Source organism: Sandarakinorhabdus sp., from assembly GCF_040398665.1.
Classification (GTDB): domain Bacteria; phylum Pseudomonadota; class Alphaproteobacteria; order Sphingomonadales; family Sphingomonadaceae; genus Sandarakinorhabdus.
The window spans coordinates 260,789-276,879 of the sequence record NZ_JBBATQ010000001.1 but is presented as its reverse complement, the minus strand read 5'-3'; the positions used below and the strand labels follow the sequence as shown (position 1 = coordinate 276,879).

Annotated in this window: 18 protein-coding genes; 12 read left to right on the top strand and 6 right to left on the bottom strand. The window is 67.2% G+C overall.

Annotation, left to right across the window (positions count from 1 at the left end):
• Positions 1-7 precede the first annotated feature (7 nt).
• Genes pyrE through lepB form a run of 4 tightly spaced genes read left to right on the top strand, consistent with a single transcriptional unit; the run spans position 8 to position 2,575 of the window.
• Positions 8-589 (top strand): orotate phosphoribosyltransferase, encoded by a 582-nt coding sequence (gene pyrE, locus ABWP22_RS01295; protein WP_353198115.1) that lies wholly within the window; start codon positions 8-10, stop codon positions 587-589.
• Positions 589-1,350 carry a pyridoxine 5'-phosphate synthase gene (locus ABWP22_RS01290; protein WP_353198414.1) on the top strand — a complete coding sequence of 254 codons (762 nt, stop codon included), beginning with the start codon at positions 589-591 and terminating at the stop codon, positions 1,348-1,350. Before pyrE ends, ABWP22_RS01290 begins: the two co-directional genes overlap by 1 nt.
• Entirely contained in the window at positions 1,347-1,769 is a 423-nt protein-coding gene (gene acpS, locus ABWP22_RS01285) for a holo-ACP synthase (RefSeq protein WP_353198114.1), read from the top strand. Before ABWP22_RS01290 ends, acpS begins: the two co-directional genes overlap by 4 nt.
• On the top strand, positions 1,766-2,575 hold the full coding sequence (gene lepB / locus ABWP22_RS01280) for a signal peptidase I (protein ID WP_353198113.1): 810 nt from the start codon (positions 1,766-1,768) through the stop codon (positions 2,573-2,575). Before acpS ends, lepB begins: the two co-directional genes overlap by 4 nt.
• Positions 2,576-2,781: 206 nt before the next feature.
• Here the strand turns inward: lepB and ABWP22_RS01275 are convergent, their stop codons facing one another.
• Complete coding sequence (locus ABWP22_RS01275; protein WP_353198112.1) at positions 2,782-3,300, bottom strand: FKBP-type peptidyl-prolyl cis-trans isomerase; 519 nt, start codon at positions 3,298-3,300, stop codon at positions 2,782-2,784.
• 171 nt (positions 3,301-3,471) lie between these two features.
• The gene (gene rpsU / locus ABWP22_RS01270) at positions 3,472-3,678 is read right to left on the bottom strand and encodes a 30S ribosomal protein S21 (protein WP_353198413.1); all 207 of its coding nucleotides are present in this window, start codon (positions 3,676-3,678) and stop codon (positions 3,472-3,474) included.
• Between the two features lie 204 nt (positions 3,679-3,882).
• Here rpsU and ABWP22_RS01265 point away from each other — a divergent pair, with 204 nt between their 5' ends.
• From ABWP22_RS01265 to feoB, 3 genes are all read left to right on the top strand, one after another.
• A complete protein-coding gene (locus tag ABWP22_RS01265; RefSeq protein WP_353198111.1) occupies positions 3,883-4,524 on the top strand; it encodes a COQ9 family protein in 642 nt (213 codons plus the stop codon).
• A gap of 69 nt (positions 4,525-4,593) precedes the next feature.
• On the top strand, positions 4,594-4,842 hold the full coding sequence (locus tag ABWP22_RS01260; protein WP_353198110.1) for a FeoA family protein: 249 nt from the start codon (positions 4,594-4,596) through the stop codon (positions 4,840-4,842).
• Positions 4,839-6,704 carry a ferrous iron transporter B gene (feoB, locus tag ABWP22_RS01255; protein WP_353198109.1) on the top strand — a complete coding sequence of 622 codons (1,866 nt, stop codon included), beginning with the start codon at positions 4,839-4,841 and terminating at the stop codon, positions 6,702-6,704. Before ABWP22_RS01260 ends, feoB begins: the two co-directional genes overlap by 4 nt.
• Here feoB and ABWP22_RS01250 read toward each other — a convergent pair.
• The gene (locus ABWP22_RS01250; RefSeq protein ID WP_353198108.1) at positions 6,670-8,007 is read right to left on the bottom strand and encodes an APC family permease; all 1,338 of its coding nucleotides are present in this window, start codon (positions 8,005-8,007) and stop codon (positions 6,670-6,672) included. The two genes, feoB and ABWP22_RS01250, sit on opposite strands and share 35 nt — an antisense overlap.
• Before the next feature lie 177 nt (positions 8,008-8,184).
• Positions 8,185-8,643, bottom strand: coding sequence for a nucleoside deaminase (locus ABWP22_RS01245; RefSeq protein WP_353198107.1), 459 nt, complete (start codon positions 8,641-8,643; stop codon positions 8,185-8,187).
• A gap of 45 nt (positions 8,644-8,688) precedes the next feature.
• Between ABWP22_RS01245 and acs the strand changes: the two genes are divergently transcribed.
• A complete protein-coding gene (acs, locus tag ABWP22_RS01240; RefSeq protein WP_353198106.1) occupies positions 8,689-10,653 on the top strand; it encodes an acetate--CoA ligase in 1,965 nt (654 codons plus the stop codon).
• 6 nt (positions 10,654-10,659) lie between these two features.
• Here acs and ABWP22_RS01235 read toward each other — a convergent pair whose 3' ends face one another.
• Positions 10,660-11,205 (bottom strand): GNAT family N-acetyltransferase, encoded by a 546-nt coding sequence (locus ABWP22_RS01235; protein ID WP_353198105.1) that lies wholly within the window; start codon positions 11,203-11,205, stop codon positions 10,660-10,662.
• Between the two features lie 143 nt (positions 11,206-11,348).
• Here ABWP22_RS01235 and ABWP22_RS01230 point away from each other — a divergent pair, with 143 nt between their 5' ends.
• The 3 genes from ABWP22_RS01230 to ABWP22_RS01220 are packed head-to-tail and all read left to right on the top strand — an operon-like array spanning position 11,349 to position 14,061.
• Positions 11,349-11,852, top strand: coding sequence for a GNAT family N-acetyltransferase (locus ABWP22_RS01230; protein ID WP_353198104.1), 504 nt, complete (start codon positions 11,349-11,351; stop codon positions 11,850-11,852).
• Complete coding sequence (locus tag ABWP22_RS01225) at positions 11,849-12,862, top strand: phosphotransferase family protein (RefSeq protein ID WP_353198103.1); 1,014 nt, start codon at positions 11,849-11,851, stop codon at positions 12,860-12,862. Before ABWP22_RS01230 ends, ABWP22_RS01225 begins: the two co-directional genes overlap by 4 nt.
• Positions 12,859-14,061, top strand: coding sequence for an acyl-CoA dehydrogenase family protein (locus ABWP22_RS01220; protein ID WP_353198102.1), 1,203 nt, complete (start codon positions 12,859-12,861; stop codon positions 14,059-14,061). The genes ABWP22_RS01225 and ABWP22_RS01220 overlap by 4 nt, the downstream gene beginning before the upstream one ends.
• Positions 14,062-14,289: 228 nt before the next feature.
• Here ABWP22_RS01220 and ABWP22_RS01215 read toward each other — a convergent pair whose 3' ends face one another.
• Positions 14,290-14,910: an HAD-IA family hydrolase gene (locus ABWP22_RS01215; RefSeq protein WP_353198101.1), complete on the bottom strand. Its 621-nt coding sequence runs from the start codon at positions 14,908-14,910 to the stop codon at positions 14,290-14,292.
• A gap of 91 nt (positions 14,911-15,001) precedes the next feature.
• Between ABWP22_RS01215 and ABWP22_RS01210 the strand changes: the two genes are divergently transcribed.
• Positions 15,002-16,081, top strand: coding sequence for an ATP-NAD kinase family protein (locus ABWP22_RS01210; protein ID WP_353198100.1), 1,080 nt, complete (start codon positions 15,002-15,004; stop codon positions 16,079-16,081).
• Positions 16,082-16,091: the final 10 nt, after the last annotated feature.

Genomic DNA, 16,091 nt, shown 5'->3' with positions numbered 1-16,091 from the left:
GCGCACGATGACCGATGATGAGGTGCTGGCGGAATTTCGGGCGGCGGATGCGCTGCTGGAAGGCCATTTCATTCTCTCATCCGGCTTGCGCAGTTCGCGTTACCTCCAATGCGCGCGGGTGTTGATGGACCCGGCCCGCGCCGAGCGGCTGGCGAAGGCGCTGGCTGCGAAGATCCCGGCTGACGTGAAGAAAAGCGTGTCGGCGGTGATTGCGCCGGCGATGGGCGGCCTGATCTGCGGTTATGAACTGGCGCGTCAGTTGGGCGTGCAATCGATGTTCGTCGAACGGCCGACCGGCAGTTTCGAATTGCGCCGCGGTTTCCGGCTGGAACCGGGGCAGACGGTGCTGCTGATGGAAGATGTCGTCACCACCGGCCTGTCCAGTCGCGAGGCGATTGCCGCCGTGCAGGCTGCAGGCGGGCAGGTGATCCATGCCGCGTCGCTGGTCGATCGCTCCGGCGGGTCTGCCGATCTGGGCGTGCCGTTCACGCCGCTGATCCGGCTGGACGTGCCCAGCTACCAGCCCGATGCGCTGCCCCCGGAACTGGCAGCGATTCCGGCGATCAAGCCTGGAAGCCGCGCCACGTGATACAGCCCGTTTCGCCCAATCACTTGCGCCTTGGCGTGAACATCGACCACGTGGCCACCATCCGCAACGCGCGCGGCGGCTTGCATCCTGATCCGCTGCGCGCCGCCGAAATGGCGGCGGCGGCGGGTGCCGATGGCATCACCATCCACCTGCGCGAAGATCGCCGCCATATCACCGATGCCGATCTCGACCGGCTCAGCATCGGGGTGGCGCTGCCGATCAATCTGGAAATGGCCGCCACCGATGAAATGCTGGGCATCGCGCTGCGCCACCGGCCGCATGCGGCCTGCATCGTCCCGGAACGCCGCGCCGAACGCACCACCGAAGGCGGGCTGGATGCCGCTGGCCAGCACAACAGCCTGCAACCCATCGTGGCGCGGCTGCGCGATGCCGGCATGCGCGTCAGCCTGTTCATCGCCCCCGATGAACGCCAGTTGGAGGCCGCCGCGCGCCTGGGCGCACCGGTGGTGGAACTGCACACTGGTCCCTACGCCCATGCGGAAGGCGACGCCGCCGTCGCCGAACTGGCGCGGCTGGAACGCGCCGTGGCGTTGGGCGTGGAGATGGGGCTGGAGATTCACGCCGGCCATGGCCTGACCTATGACAATGTCAGCCCGGTCGCCGCGTTGCCGCAGCTTGCGGAATTGAACATCGGGCATTTCCTGGTCGGTGAAGCCGTGTTCGTCGGCCTGGGCCCTGCCATCGGTCGTATGCGCGCGTTGATGGATGCGGCGCGGGAAATGGGCGTGCGGGGCGCATGATCGTGCCCGCCGGCCTGTCCGTGCTCGGCCTGGGGTCCGATCTGGCCAACATCGATCGCATCGCCGCCAGCATCGACCGTTTTGGCGACCGCTTCATCCATCGCATCTTCACCGATCTGGAACAGGCCAAGGCCAACCGGCGCCAGATGACGCGGGCTGCCACCTATGCCAAGCGCTTCGCTGCCAAGGAGGCGTGTTCGAAGGCGCTGGGCACGGGTTTTCGCAATGGCGTGTTCTGGCGCGACATGGGCGTGGTCAATCTGCCGAGCGGGCAACCGACATTGATCCTGACCGGCGGCGCTGCGGCAAGGCTGGCGCAAATCACGCCCACCGGGCATAAGGCCGCGATTCATCTCACGATGACCGACGACCATCCGTGGGCGCAGGCCATCGTTCTGATCACGGCGGCACCGGAATGAGCGAAGCAGTGGCGAAGAAAAAGACCAATTGGGCCGAGGAAGCCTGGCAATTGTTCCTGCTGGCTCTGGCCGTGCTTGCCGTGCACACGGCGGTGGCCAAGCCTTTCTATATCCCGTCCGGTTCGATGCTGCCGACGCTGCTGGTCGGCGATCGGCTGATCGTGTCGAAATATCCCTATGGCTATTCCTATCTGTCGCCGTCGTTGAACATGCTGCCGCGCATGCCGGGGCGGCTGTTCGGCAGCCTGCCGGAACGCGGTGACATTGTGGTGTTGAAATCGCCGATCGCACAGGATGACTGGATCAAGCGGGTGATCGGCCTGCCCGGCGATATCGTGCAGATGAAGGATGGCCAGTTGTGGCTGAACGGCCAGCCGGTGCCCAAGGTGCAGGTGGCCGATACGGTGATGCAGGTGACGCCGAACAGCGATTGCGCCTCCATGGTCGATGCGCAGTACCGGGTAATCACGCCGGACGGCACGGCGGAATGCCATCTGCCCACCTATCGCGAAACCCTGCCCGGTGGCCGATCCTATCTGGTGCACGACATGGCCGCCCTGCCGCAGGACAATACCGAAGCGGTGATCGTGCCACAGGGGCGCATCTTCCTGATGGGTGACAACCGCGACAACAGCGAAGACAGCCGTTTTCCGGCCGAATCCGGCGGCCTGGGCCTGTTGCCGGTAGAAAATATCGTCGGCCGCGCCGAATTCACCACCTTCAGCCTGGATGGATCGACCAGCTTCAATCCGGTCACCTGGGTGACGGCGCTGCGCGACCGCTGGTTCCTGTCGCTGCGGGATTGAGACCCAGCGTAGATTGCGTCCAATTTGAAGCGATCCACTCCCTCCCCCTTGCGGGGAGGGCGACTCGCGCCCCTTGGCGCGAGCGGGGTGGGGGTCCTCCATTCGGTCTCAGCAGGCGGGAACCCCCACCCCGCTCGGCTGACGCCGGGTCGCCCTCCCCGCAAGCGGGAGGGAGCCGATTTGCTTCAATCCAAATGCAGGCGCGCTTACGCCGCCGGCTTCACCGCCAGCAATTCGATATCGAATTCCAGCACCGCGCCGGGCGGAATCACGCCGCCGGCACCCTGCGCGCCATAGGCGAGCTGCGGCGGCACCACGAAATGATATTTCGAACCGGTCGGCATCAGCTGCACGCCTTCGGTCCAGCCGGGGATGACCTGGTCGAGCGGGAACGCCGCCGGCTGGCCGCGTTGATAGCTGCTGTCGAACACCGTGCCGTCGATCAGCTTGCCTTCATAATGCACCAGCACCGTATCCTTGGCGGTCGGGCGCGGGCCCTTGCCTTCGCGCACGATGCTATATTGCAGGCCGGAACTTGTGGTGATCACGCCGGGCTTCCCCTTGTTTTCGGCCAGAAAATCCATGTCGGTCTGGCGCACCGATTCGACCTGGCCCTGCGTGCCGGTGTAGACCAGCACGCCCACCACCGCGATCACGACCGCGCCGGCGGCCAGCCATTTGCCGATCCCGATGCCGCCCGCGCTGCCTGCTGTCTGACCTGACATGATGTGCCTCGATGAATATGTGGCCAGAGGGCCGGATCGGCGGGAACCATGGGACGCGCACCGTGCAGGGTCAACCCTGCGCCGGCCGCGCGGCCCCAGAACAAATACGTCTAAACGAAGAAGGCCGGGCAGGTGATCCCAGCCCGGCCCTGATCTTCTTCACGCCAGCGCTTATTTGACGCCGTCGCGCTCCATGCGCTTGCGATCCATCTTGCGGGCGCGGCGCACGGCGGCAGCCTTTTCACGGGCGCGCTTTTCCGACGGCTTCTCGTAGTGACGACGCAGCTTCATCTCGCGGTAGACGCCTTCACGCTGCAGCTTCTTCTTGAGGGCGCGCAGCGCCTGATCGACATTGTTGTCGCGAACCACGATTTGCATGCAGCCGTTCTCTCCATTCACGTCACCGGGGCTGGCACAGCGCCGATGCTTGTCAAAGAATCACCATTTCCGAACCAAGCCTGGCCGGAGCGAGCGCGGCGCATAGCAGAGGGGACACAGGGAAACAAGCGTTGCCGGGCAAACGCCCGCGCCGCGACGTCTTTGGCGCTGGAGGCGGCGCGGCTGGCGCGGTAAGATGCGGCCATGATCAATGATGACACGCCTCTGGCTGACCTCGCGCCGCAGCTGATTGCGGCCATGCTGCCGCATGTCGCCTTCGATGGCTGGAGCGACACGGCGCTGGCGGCCGCCGCGCGCGACATCAGCGTGGACGCCGATCTGGCGGCGCTGGCCTTGCCGGATGCAGCCGTCATGCTGACGGCGTGGGGCACATTGGCCAACGCCCGCATGGCCGAAGCGATGGCGGGCAGCCACAACATGAAGATTCGCGACCGCATCCGCATGGCGCTGGTGACGCGGCTGGAACAGGGCGACCGCGAAGTGACGCGCCGGGCGCTGGCCCTGCTGGCGCAGCCGCAGCACGCGGCACTGTCGGCCCGGCTGCTGTGGCAGGCGGCCGATGCGATGTGGCGCGCCGCCGGCGATACCGCCACCGACTATAATCACTATACCAAGCGCACGATCCTGGCCGCCATCTATTCGGCCACGCTGCTGCACTGGACGCAGGACGACAGCGAGGATTTTGCCGACACGCGCGCCTTCATCGAACGGCGCATCGATGGCGTGATGCGCTTTGAAAAGACCAAGGCCAAGCTGATCGGCCTGGGCGCCAAGCTGCCCGATCCGGCGCGCTTCCTCGGCCGGCTGCGCTATCCGGCGGTGTGATCAACTTGCCGGTGGCATTGCCGGCGATAGGTTGATAATGGTTCGCATTACCTTGCGTCCGGACACACATTGATTCATCCCCATCGCCTGATCGACAGCCTGGCTCCCGGTGAAGTGGCGCTGATCGCCGCGATCGATCGCGGCGGCCTCGCCCCCGAAACCGCGCAACGCCTGTGCGAATTGGGTTTCGATGAAGGTGTCGATGTGGAAATCCTGCACCGCGCGCCGTTTGGCGGCGATCCGCTTGCAGTGCGGGTCGGCAACATGGTGGTGGCGCTGCGCCGCGATATGGCCCGCCTTATCGAAGTAACAGCATGAACGCGCATGGCGTGCAGGCCCGCGATCTGGCGGTGGCGCTGGTCGGCAATCCCAATGCCGGCAAGACCAGCCTGTTCAACGCGCTGACCGGCAGCCGGCAGAAGGTCGGCAATTATCCGGGCGTCACCGTGGAGCGCAAGGCGGGGCGGCTGGCGCTGCCCGATGGCCGCGTGGCCGAACTGATCGATCTGCCCGGCACTTACAGCCTCGATCCCAAATCGCCCGATGAAGCGGTGACGCGCGATGCCATTTTCGGGCGCATCGCTGGCGAGCGCCCGCTGGATGCCATCATCGCGGTGATCGACGCCACCAATTTGCGCAACCATCTGCGCTTCGTGCTGGAATTGCGCGCGCTCGGCCTGCCGCTGGTGGTGGCGCTGAACATGGTCGATCTGGCGGCGCGCGATGGCATCGTCATCGATGCGGCGCGGCTGGCCGATCTGCTGGGTGTGCCCGTGGTGGCCACCGTTGCGGTGCGCAAGCGTGGGCTCGACGCACTGGGCGCGGCGCTGAACGAACAGATCGGCGCCGAACGGCCGGCCGCGCCAGCCCTGCAACCACGCGACCTGCGCGCCCTGCAAGGCGAAGCCCGCCGCATGGCCGCCGCGGTGCAGACCGCCACCGGCGCGGCACGGCGCTGGTCACAACGGATCGACAATGTCGTGCTGCACCCCGTTGCCGGGCCGTTGCTGCTTGCCGCCATCCTGTTCTTCATGTTCCAAGCGGTGTTCAGTTGGGCCGAAGCGCCGATGGGCTGGATCGAAGCCGGCGTGGCCGCGTTGCAAACCCAATTGGCCGCCGCCTTGCCCGCCGGTTGGCTGTTGTCGCTGCTGAACGATGGCGTGCTGGCCGGGGTGGGGGCGGTGGTGGTGTTCCTGCCGCAGATCCTGATCCTGTTCGCCTTCATCATCACGTTGGAACAATCCGGTTACATGACCCGCGCGGCGTTCCTGATGGACCGGTTGATGGCGCGGGTGGGGCTGAATGGCCGCGCCTTCATCCCGCTGCTGTCCAGCTTTGCCTGCGCCATCCCCGGCATCATGGCGACGCGCAGCATCGATTCGCCGCGTGACCGGCTGACCACCATATTGATCGCGCCGCTGATGACCTGTTCGGCGCGTCTGCCGGTCTATGCCGTGGTCATCGGCGCCTTCATCCCGGCGCGCGATGTGGGGCCGTTCGGCTTGCAGGGCCTGGTGCTGTTCGTGCTCTATCTGGCCGGCATCCTCGGCGCGCTGGTGGCGGCCTTTGCGCTGCGCCGCACCGTCACCAAGGGCGCCGCGCCGCCGTTCCTGATGGAAATGCCCAAATATCAATGGCCGGCACTGCGCGACATCGGCATCGGCCTCTATGGCCGCGCCAAGGCCTTCCTCCAACGCGCCGGCACCATCATCATGGCCAGCACCATCGTGCTGTGGGCGATGGCAAGCTGGCCGCAGCCGCCGGTGGGCGCGGTCAAGCCCGGCATCGAATACAGCCTGGCCGGCAAGCTCGGCACCGCGCTGGAGCCGATCTTCGCCCCCATCGGCTTCAACAAGGAAATCGCCATCGCGCTGGTGCCCGGCATGGCGGCGCGCGAAGTGGCGGTGTCGGCGCTCGGCACCGTCTATGCCCTGCAGGATGTCGACGAGGAAAACACCGGCGGCCTGATCGAACAATTGCGCGCCGCCTGGCCGCTGCCGACCGCGCTGGCGTTTCTGGCGTGGTTCGTGTTTGCCCCGCAATGCCTGTCAACGCTGGCGGTCACCCGCCGCGAAACCGCCAGTTGGCGCTGGCCGATCTTCATGTTCACCTATTTGTTTGTCGCAGCCTATCTCGCCGCCGGCATCACGTTCCACGCCGCGACGGCGCTGGGGCTTTGAGGACCAGCCGCAGCACCAGCCCTGCCGCCAGCACACCAAAGCTGATCAGCGAGCCCTGCACGCCGACATAGCGCACGGAGCTTTGCAGCACGAACAGGCAGCCGCCGGTGAACAGCAACGGCACCAGCGGATAGAGCGGCACCCGGAAGGGCCGCGGCTGATCCGGCAGCCGGCGGCGCAGGATGATCAGTGCCGGGCCGGTCAAGGACAGGAACAGCCAGAACACCGGCGACAGGAAATCCACCATCTGGGCAAAGCCGGTGGACAGCGACCCCCACGCCACCAGGCACAGCGAAAGCGCACATTGCGCCCAGATCGCCACGCGCGGCACGCCGGCCACTTCGTCCCACGCCGCCAGCCGCGCCAGCGCCGGTTCATCGCCGGCCACGGCATAAAGCGTGCGCCCGCCCACGATCACCAGCGCGTTGACAATGGCCAACGCCGCCAGCGTGACGAAGACCACCATCACGGCCTGACCCACCGGGCCGAAGGCGCGCGCCATCAACGCCGCCGCCGGCGCATTGCTGGCCGCCAGCCCGGCGCCGCCCAGCCCGGCGAGATAGGCCCAATTCGCCAGGCAATAGAGGGTGGTGACCAGCGCCATGCCGCCGACCATGGCGCGGGTCATGTCGCGTGGGCTTCGCACTTCGGCCGACAAGGTGGCAGCATCGTTGAAGCCGCCAAAGGCCAGCATGACGAACACCATGGCCTGGCCAAAGGACGCGGCGCCGAACGGTTGTGGCGCCGTGGTGGGCAACAGCGGCGGCGTGCCGGCAGCGATCAGGCTGGCGGCGGCCACGCCCAGCACCAGCAGCGCGATCACATCACCGGTGACCAGCACGACCTGGCCGCCGGTGGAGCGCTTCACGCCCGCCAGATTCAGCGCGGTCAGCGTGACGATGGCCAGCGCCGCCACCCCGCCGCGTCCCGCGGCCGACAAGGGCACCAGCTCCGCGATATAATCCGCCGCCACAAACGCCAGCAGCGCCGCCGACGCCGAGAAGATCACCGCAAAGCGCGACCAGGCAAACAGAAAGGCCACCAGCCGGCCATAGGCCAGCCGCAGGAAACGATAGTCGCCGCCGGTATGCGGAAAGGCCGTCGCCAGTTCGGCATAAACCAGTGCGCCGGCCAGCGCGAACACCCCGCCCAGCCCCCACGCAGCCAGCACCAGCGCATCATTCTGCAGCGTTGCCGCCACCAGACTGGCCGACCGGAAAATGCCGGCGCCCACCACCATGCCGACCACCACCGATGCAGCGGCAAAGGGGCCGAGGATGCGGCGGGGGGCTGGGGTGGTCATGCCGCCAGCGTGGCCGAGAGCGCCCCCGGCAGCAAGCCCCCCCGTCCCGCAAGGGGGAGGGCGAGAGACGCCGTAGGCGGCCCGGGGTGAGGGGGTGCCAAGCGTGGCCAAAGTCAGCACCCCCTCACCCCGCCGCGCTGGCGCGCGAGTCGCCCTCTCCCGCAAGGGGAGAGGGGTTCAGGCGCGCCTTGCGGCGAAGAAGTCCTTCAGCAGTGCGGTGCTCTCCGATTCGGCGACGCCAGTGACCACTTCGGGCCGGTGATGCGCCTGGGCATGGCTGAACACGCGCGCGCCGTGCGCCACGCCGCCGGATTTCGGATCGGACGCGCCATAGACCACGCGGCTCAGCCGGGCTGCCGCGATGGCTGCCGCGCACATCGCGCAGGGTTCGAGGGTCACCGTGATCGTGCAGCCGATCAGCCGCTCCGACGCGATCCGTGCGCACGCCGCACGGATGGCCAGCATTTCGGCATGCGCGGTCGGGTCGCTCAGTTCGCGCGTGCGATTGCCGGCGCTGGCGATGATCGTGCCGGCGGCATCGCTGATCACCGCGCCCACCGGCACTTCATCGCGCGCGGCCGCCAGCCTCGCCTCATTCAGCGCCATGGCCATCGCTTTGGAGGGGGGAAATGCCATCTGCACCCTCTAGCCCGGCGCGGCGCTCCGGCCTAGTCTGCGGGCATGAGCACGATCCACCCGGTCACACCAGACGCGCTGGCCATCACCCGCACCACCGCCGAACAATATCAGGCACTCCATGCCCAGAGCCTGGATGATCCCGATGGCTTCTGGCGCGATCAGATTGCCCGGCTGGATTGGCACCGCGCCCCCACCATCATGGGCAACTGGCGTTGGGACCCGGTGGCGATCAAATGGTTCGAAGACGGCATCTTGAACGCCAGCTGGAACTGCCTCGATCGCTGGGCCGATTCCGATCCCGGCCGCATCGCGATCATCTGGGAAGCCGACGATCCCGGCGCCGCCACGCGCCGCATCAGCTATGGCGAATTGCGTGAAGAGGTGGCGCGCATGGCCAACGCGCTGGTCGCGCTCGGCGTGGAGAAGGGCGACCGCGTCACCATCTACATGCCGATGATTCCGGAAGCCACGATGGCGATGCTGGCCTGCGCCCGCATCGGCGCGGTGCATTCGGTGGTGTTCGGCGGCTTTTCCGCCGAGGCACTCGCCGGACGGCTGGAAGATGCGCAGAGCCGGTTCGTGATCACCGCCGACGAAGGCCGGCGCGGCGGCAAGGCCATCCCGTTGAAAGCCATTGTTGATACCGCTTGCGAAAAAGCCGAGGCCGCCGGCACCCCGGTGGAAGCCGTGCTGGTCGTTCGCCACACCGGCGGCAAGGTGACCACCCACGCCGAGCGCGACCATTGGTGGCACCAGGTGCGCGGTACCCTGCCGACCACCTGCACGCCCGAGCCGATGGCCGCGGAAGACCCGCTGTTCATCCTCTACACGTCAGGGTCCACCGGCAAGCCCAAGGGCGTGCTGCACACCACCGCCGGCTATCTGTTGTGGGCCAATCTCACCTTCGAAACCGTGTTCGATTACCGCCAAGGCGAGATTTTCTGGTGCACGGCCGATGTCGGCTGGATCACCGGTCATTCGTATATCGTCTATGGCCCACTGTCGGCCGGCGCGACGGTGCTGATGTTCGAAGGCGTGCCGAGCTGGCCGGCGAACGACCGTTTCTGGCAGGTGATCGCCAAGCACAAGGTCAACATCTTCTACACCGCGCCCACCGCCTTGCGCGCCATCATGCGCGATGGCGATGAGCCGGTGGAACGCCATGATTTGTCCAGCCTGCGCCTGCTTGGCTCGGTCGGCGAACCGATCAATCCCGAAGCGTGGAACTGGTATCACCGCGTGGTCGGCAAGGGCCGTCTGCCGATTGTCGACACCTGGTGGCAGACCGAAACCGGCGGCGTGCTGATCACCCCCTTGCCGGGTGCCACCGCGCTGAAGCCCGGCAGCGCCTGCCATCCGATGTTCGGCATCGAACCGGCGCTGGTGGAAGCCGACGGGACGGTGATCCCCTGGGCGCCGGGGCAGGATATCAGCGGCAATCTCATCCTGCGGCGCAGTTGGCCCGGCCAGGCGCGCAGCATCTTCGGCGATCATGATCGTTTTGCGCAGACCTATTTCACCACCTATCACGGCCAGTATTTCACCGGCGATGGCGCGCGCCGCGATGCCGATGGCTATTGGTGGATCACCGGGCGGGTGGACGATGTCATCAACGTCTCCGGCCATCGCATGGGCACCGCCGAGGTTGAATCGGCGCTGGTCGCCCACGTCGATGTCGCCGAAGCCGCGGTGGTCGGCTATCCGCACGATGTGAAGGGCCAGGGCATTTATGCCTATGTGACGCTGAATGCCGGCATCGCCGCGTCGCCGGCACTGGTCGATGCCCTGAAGGCCACGGTACGCGCCGAAATCGGCGGGATCGCCGTGCCCGACCATATCCACCTGACGCCCGCCCTGCCGAAGACCCGCAGCGGCAAGATCATGCGCCGCATCCTGCGCAAGATTGCGGAGAATGACTTTGCCGCGCTGGGCGATACGTCGACTCTGGCCGACCCGTCGGTGGTCGATGCGCTGATCGAGGGGCGGCTGAATCGGCAGGCAGGTTGAGCCGGATCAGCCCAGCGCGTGGCGTTCCCACAGGCCGACCAGATGGTCGTGGTAACGTGATTCGCCGAAGATCGCATAGCCGCAGCGCCGCGCCACCGCGATGCTGGCGGCATTGGCCGGGTTGATCATGGCGACGGTGCGGGCAAAGCGCGGATCGGCGCCGCTGGCGGCCTGCGCATCCGCCCATGCCAATATGCAGGCCACGGCTTCGCTGCCCAGCCCCTGGCCTTGCGCTTCGGGGTGGAAGCTCCACCCGGCTTCCGGGCAGCCGAATGCCGGCACGCCGGTGCGCTCGCCGTGCAGAAAGCCGACATCGCCCATGTGGAGATCATCGCCGCGCAGCGTGGCCGTCCACATGCCATAGCCCAGCAGTTCCCAATGCCCGACATAGCGCAGCAGGCGGTTCCAACTGTCCTCGCGGCTGAACGGCTTGCCGCCGAAATGCGTGACGACAGACGGTTGTGCCCACATGGCCGCCAGCCGGTCGAAATCCGACAGGCGCGGCCGGCGCAGCACCAGCCGATCGGATTGCAGGACGAAAAGGTCTTCCATGCGGCGATTCATAACCAGAGCCGGCCCCAAGTTCCAGTAACCGCTTTGTGACAAATAGTTGCTGTCTGCGCGAGGCATGTTACCCCTGCCGGCATGCCGGTTTCGCTCCACTTCGCTCGATCCGTGCCCGTGCAGGGGCAGCGGTGATACGGCTGGCGACCCCTGACGATCTGCCGCTGCTGCCGGGAATCGAGGCGTCGGCCGCGCAGTTGTTTGCCGGCACGGCCGTCGCGCATCTGGCCGAAGGTGCCACCACGCCCCCCGATCTGCTCGCGATGGGCGTCCGGTCCGGCAGCCTGTGGGTGGCCGACGCGGGCGGGCCGGTGGGTTTCCTGCTTGCCGCTGCAACTGCGGGCTGGCTGCACATTCAGGAACTGTCGGTGGCGCACGCCGCCCAGGGCGGCGGCCATGGCGGGGCGCTGCTGGCGGCCGCGATTGCCGCAGCGCCCGGCCTTGGCTGTGTGCGTCTGTCGCTGATCACCGATCGGTTGCTGCCGTGGAATGCGCCCTTCTATGCGCGCCGCGGCTTTGTGGCGGTTGCAGCCGACGAGGCCCTGGTGCCGCCCTGGCTTGCGGCCAAATTGTTGCCACAGCCCGGCGATGGCCTCGATCCGGCGCGGCGCTGCCTGATGGTGCGTAGCCTATGACCGATCTCGACCGCTTGCTGGCCTGGTTGCCGACGGTGGGGCTGGCACCAGCGCCCGGCACCCGGTTGGAGGCCCTGGGCGGCGGCATCGCCAACCGCAACGAACTTGTCATGCTCACCATCGGCCCGGCGGTGCTGCGCCGGCCGCCGCCCGGTGTGCTGGCGGCTGGCGCCAGCGACATGGCGCGCGAAGCCCGCGTGCTGACCGCGCTCGCCCCGCAGTTCGCGCTTGCACCGCGTCTGATCGCCTTTTGTGACGATGAAGCCGTGCTCGGCACCAAATTCCAGTTGCTGGAATGGCGGAGCGGCATCGCCATCGGCGGCGCGCTGCCCGCCGGCATTGCGGACGGCCTGCCGCTGGTCGAAACTACATTGGGCGCCATGGCCGCGCTGCATGCGCTCGATCCGGCCCATGTGGGCCTTGGCGACCTCGGCAAACCGGAAGGCTTTTTCGCCCGCCAGTTGAAGGGCTGGACGGCGCGCGCCGCGGCCGTCTGGCCGGAAGGATTGCCGGCGGCTGCGACCGATCTGATCGCCGGCCTGGCGGCTGCGCTGCCGCCCGATTCGGGCAACGCCGTGCTGCTGCACATGGATCTGAAGCCGGACAATCTGCTGGTCGACGCGCACACGCTGGCGCCAGGCGCCATGATCGATTGGGACATGGCGACGCGCGGCCCGCGCAGCTTCGATCTGGCGGTGCTGTTGTCCTACTGGATCGAACCGGGCGATCCCGACGCGGTGAAATCGCTGCTGGCGGTGCCATCGCTCACCCCCGGCTGGCCGGGGCGCGCGGCGGTGGCGGCGCGTTATCAGGCGATCAGCGGGTTCGATGTGGGCGATCTCGTCTGGCCGCTGGCGCTGGCGCGGCTGCGACTGGCGGTCGCCTGGATGCAATTATACCGAAAATGGCAGCGCGGCGAGATGCACGGAAGCCGCTATCAGGGCTTTGAACCGCTGGCGCTGGCGATCCTTGCCCATGCCGCAGGCCAGTTCAGGAAAGGCGCGTTGTGACCGATTTCACCCTGCCGGAAGAAACCAAAGCACTGGCCCGCCGCGTCCGCCAGTTTGTCATTGACCGGATCATTCCGTTCGAACGCGATCCACGGCTGACCCAACATGGCCCCAATGATGATCTGCGCAGCGAATTGGTGGCGCTGGCCCGCGCCGAAGGCCTGTTGACGCCGCAAGCGCCCACCGAATTGGGCGGCATGGGTTTCGATCATGCCACCCAGGCCGCGGTGTTCGAAGCCGCCGGCTGGTCGACGCTGGGCCCGGTGGCGATGAACTGCGCCGCGCCGGATGAAGGCAATATGTATCTGCTGTCGCGCATCGCCCGGCCCGATCAGGTGGCGGATTTTCTGGCGCCGATGGTCGCCGGGCACCGGCGCAGCGTGTTCGCCATGACCGAGCCGGACGGCGCCGGCAGCGATCCCGGCCAATTGAAGACCACCGCGGTGTTCAATGGCAATGATTACGAGATTTCCGGGCTGAAGTGGCTGATCACCGGGGCCAATGGCGCGAAAACCTGGATCATCATGGCCAATGTCGAGCCGAATCCGCACGGGCCCCACGGGCCGACCCTGTTCCTGTGCGAAGGCGACACGCCGGGCATCCGGATCGAACGCGTGATGGATTCGATGGATCGCAACTATGTCGAAGGCCATTGCGTGGTGCGTTTTGACAGTGTGCGGCTGGGGCCGTCGCACCTGCTGGGCGAGATTGGCTCGGCGTTCCGTTATGCCCAGATGCGCCTCGCGCCGGCGCGGCTCACCCACTGCATGCGCTGGCTTGGTGCGGCGGCGCGCTGCCAGCATATCGCGCTGGAACATGCGCGGGTGCGCACGGCTTTCGGCAAGCCTTTGATCCAGCACCAGGGCGTCAACTTCATGCTGGCCGACAATGAAATCGCCCTGCACCAGGCCCGGCTCGCCATCCGCCATGTCGCCTGGCTGCTCGACAACGGCGTGCGCGCCCGTCACGAAAGCAGCATCGTCAAGGCCAGCGTGTCGGAAGATCTGTTCAAGGTCGCCGATCGCTGCGTGCAGATATTGGGCGGCATCGGCGTGACATCGGAAACCGTCGTCGAAATGATCTTCCGCGATATGCGGCCGTTCCGCCTTTATGATGGCCCCACCGAAGTGCATAAATTTGCCATCGCCACCCAGCTGGAGCGGACCGGCACGGCGTTTGCCGATCCGGTTGGGTGGTAGCGATCAGGGTCGATTGCGTTCAAGTTCAAACGCCAGACTCCCGCCCCCCTGCGGTGAGGGCGACCCGGCGCCAGCCGCGCAGCCTGCCCCGGACTTGATCCGGGGGGTGGGCGTTACCGCCTTTGGCATCAAAGTGCGCAACCCCGACGGGCTTCGCCTTCGGCTCGTCTCTCGCTTTCCCCGCAAGGGGGAGGGCGTTGAAGAGGTTTCGTCAGAATGCCATCGAGCCTAGAAGCGCAGCCCCGTTGCCGCTGCCAGATCGGCCAGTGCCTGCGCCTCGCTGGTCACCTTGATTGCCGTCATGCCCAAGGCCGCCGCCGGTTTGCAGTTGATGCCGAGATCATCGAGATACACGCAAGTTTCCGGCGCCACGCCCAGCGCCTCGCACATCATCAGATAGATGCGCGGGTCGGGCTTGCGCACGCCGGCCTTGCTGCTTTCGATGACATGATCGAACAGCGCCAGGATGTCGGCGACGCTGCTGCCCCAGCCGATATCATCGTCACTGGCGACATTGTTGGTGATGCACCCCACCTTGAATTGCGCCTTGCAGGCCTTCAGCGCGGCGACCATGCCGGGCCGCACACCACCTGCGAGCAGCGGCAGCACATCGCGGCCCGGCACGTCGTGGCCCAGCGCCAGCGCCTCGGTGCGGAACAGCGCATCAAATTCGGCGCCGGCAATCTCGCTGCGCTCCAGCAGCGCCCAGGCGTTGCCATCCGGGTTGGTCGCGTTGACGGTGCGGATGAAATTGGCTGGCAGCCCACGCGCCGCTTCATAGCGGGCAAAGGCCTCGAATGGCGACGAGGTGATGACGCCGCCGAAATCGAAAATCACTGCTGATGGCATCGCCTCGGTCCCCCATTGTCCTTTGCCGCCGGATTTGTCCGCCGTGCTGCCGTGGGATAGCATCAAAGCCTGGGGTTGAAAGGATCATCATGTGCGGCTTGGCCTGATCGTCAATCCCCGGGCCGGAATTGGTGGCCCGCTGGCGCTGAAGGGCAGCGACGGCGCGTTGGCGGGCCGCGCACTGGCGCAAGGTGCGCAGGCGCTGGCCGGGCAGCGGGCGGTTCGGGCCCTCACCGGGATCGGCCATGTTGAAATCTTCACCGCCAGTGGTGCCATGGGGCAGGCGGCGGCGCTGGCCGCCGGGCACCAGGCCATTGTGGTGCATCAGGCGCCACCGGTCACCACCGCCGCCGATACGGTTGCCGCAGCGCGGGCCGTGTGCGCTGCCGGCATCGATCTGCTGGTCTTTGCCGGCGGGGACGGCACGGCGCGCGACCTGTTGGGCGCAACGGGCGTCGTGCCGGTGCTGGGCATTCCGGCCGGGGTGAAAATGCACAGCGCGGTATTTGCCACCAGCCCGGCGGCGGCCGCGGCCCTGCTGGGCGAACTTGCGGCTGGCCAGGCATTGCGGCCCCTTGCTGCAGAAATCATCGATCGCGCTGCGGACGGCGCCGCCACGCTGTTTGGCCTGCTGCCGGCGCCGCAAGGCCCGCGCCGGCAAGCCGCCAAGGCCGCCGGCCCCGGAACCGCCAACGCCGACCTGTCCGCCGCCTGCGCCGCGCTGGCGCGCGAACTGACGGACTGTCCGCTGGCGATCATCGGCACCGGCGGCACCATGCTGGCGGTGAAACAGGCGCTGGCCGGCGACGGCACGTTGCTGGGTGTCGATGTGTACGCCGGCGGGCAGTTGCTGGCGCGCGATGCCGATGAAGGCCGGCTGTGGCAGGTGCTGGCCGGCACGCCGGTGGGCGCTCGCCTCGTGCTGGGCGTGATCGGTGGCCAGGGCTTTCTGCTGGGGCGCGGCAATCAGCAGCTTTCCGCGCGCATCATCCGGGCGGTGGGCCGGCCCGCGCTGACCATCCTGGCCGGTGCCGACAAGTTGGCAGGCCTGGCCGCAGGGCAATTGCTGGTCGATTCGGGCGATGAGGCGCTGGATCAGGCGCTGGCCGGCCAAATCGCCGTGCGCACCGGGCCGCGCCGGCAGATGATGATGGCGGTGGTGCCGGCCTGAACGACGGCGG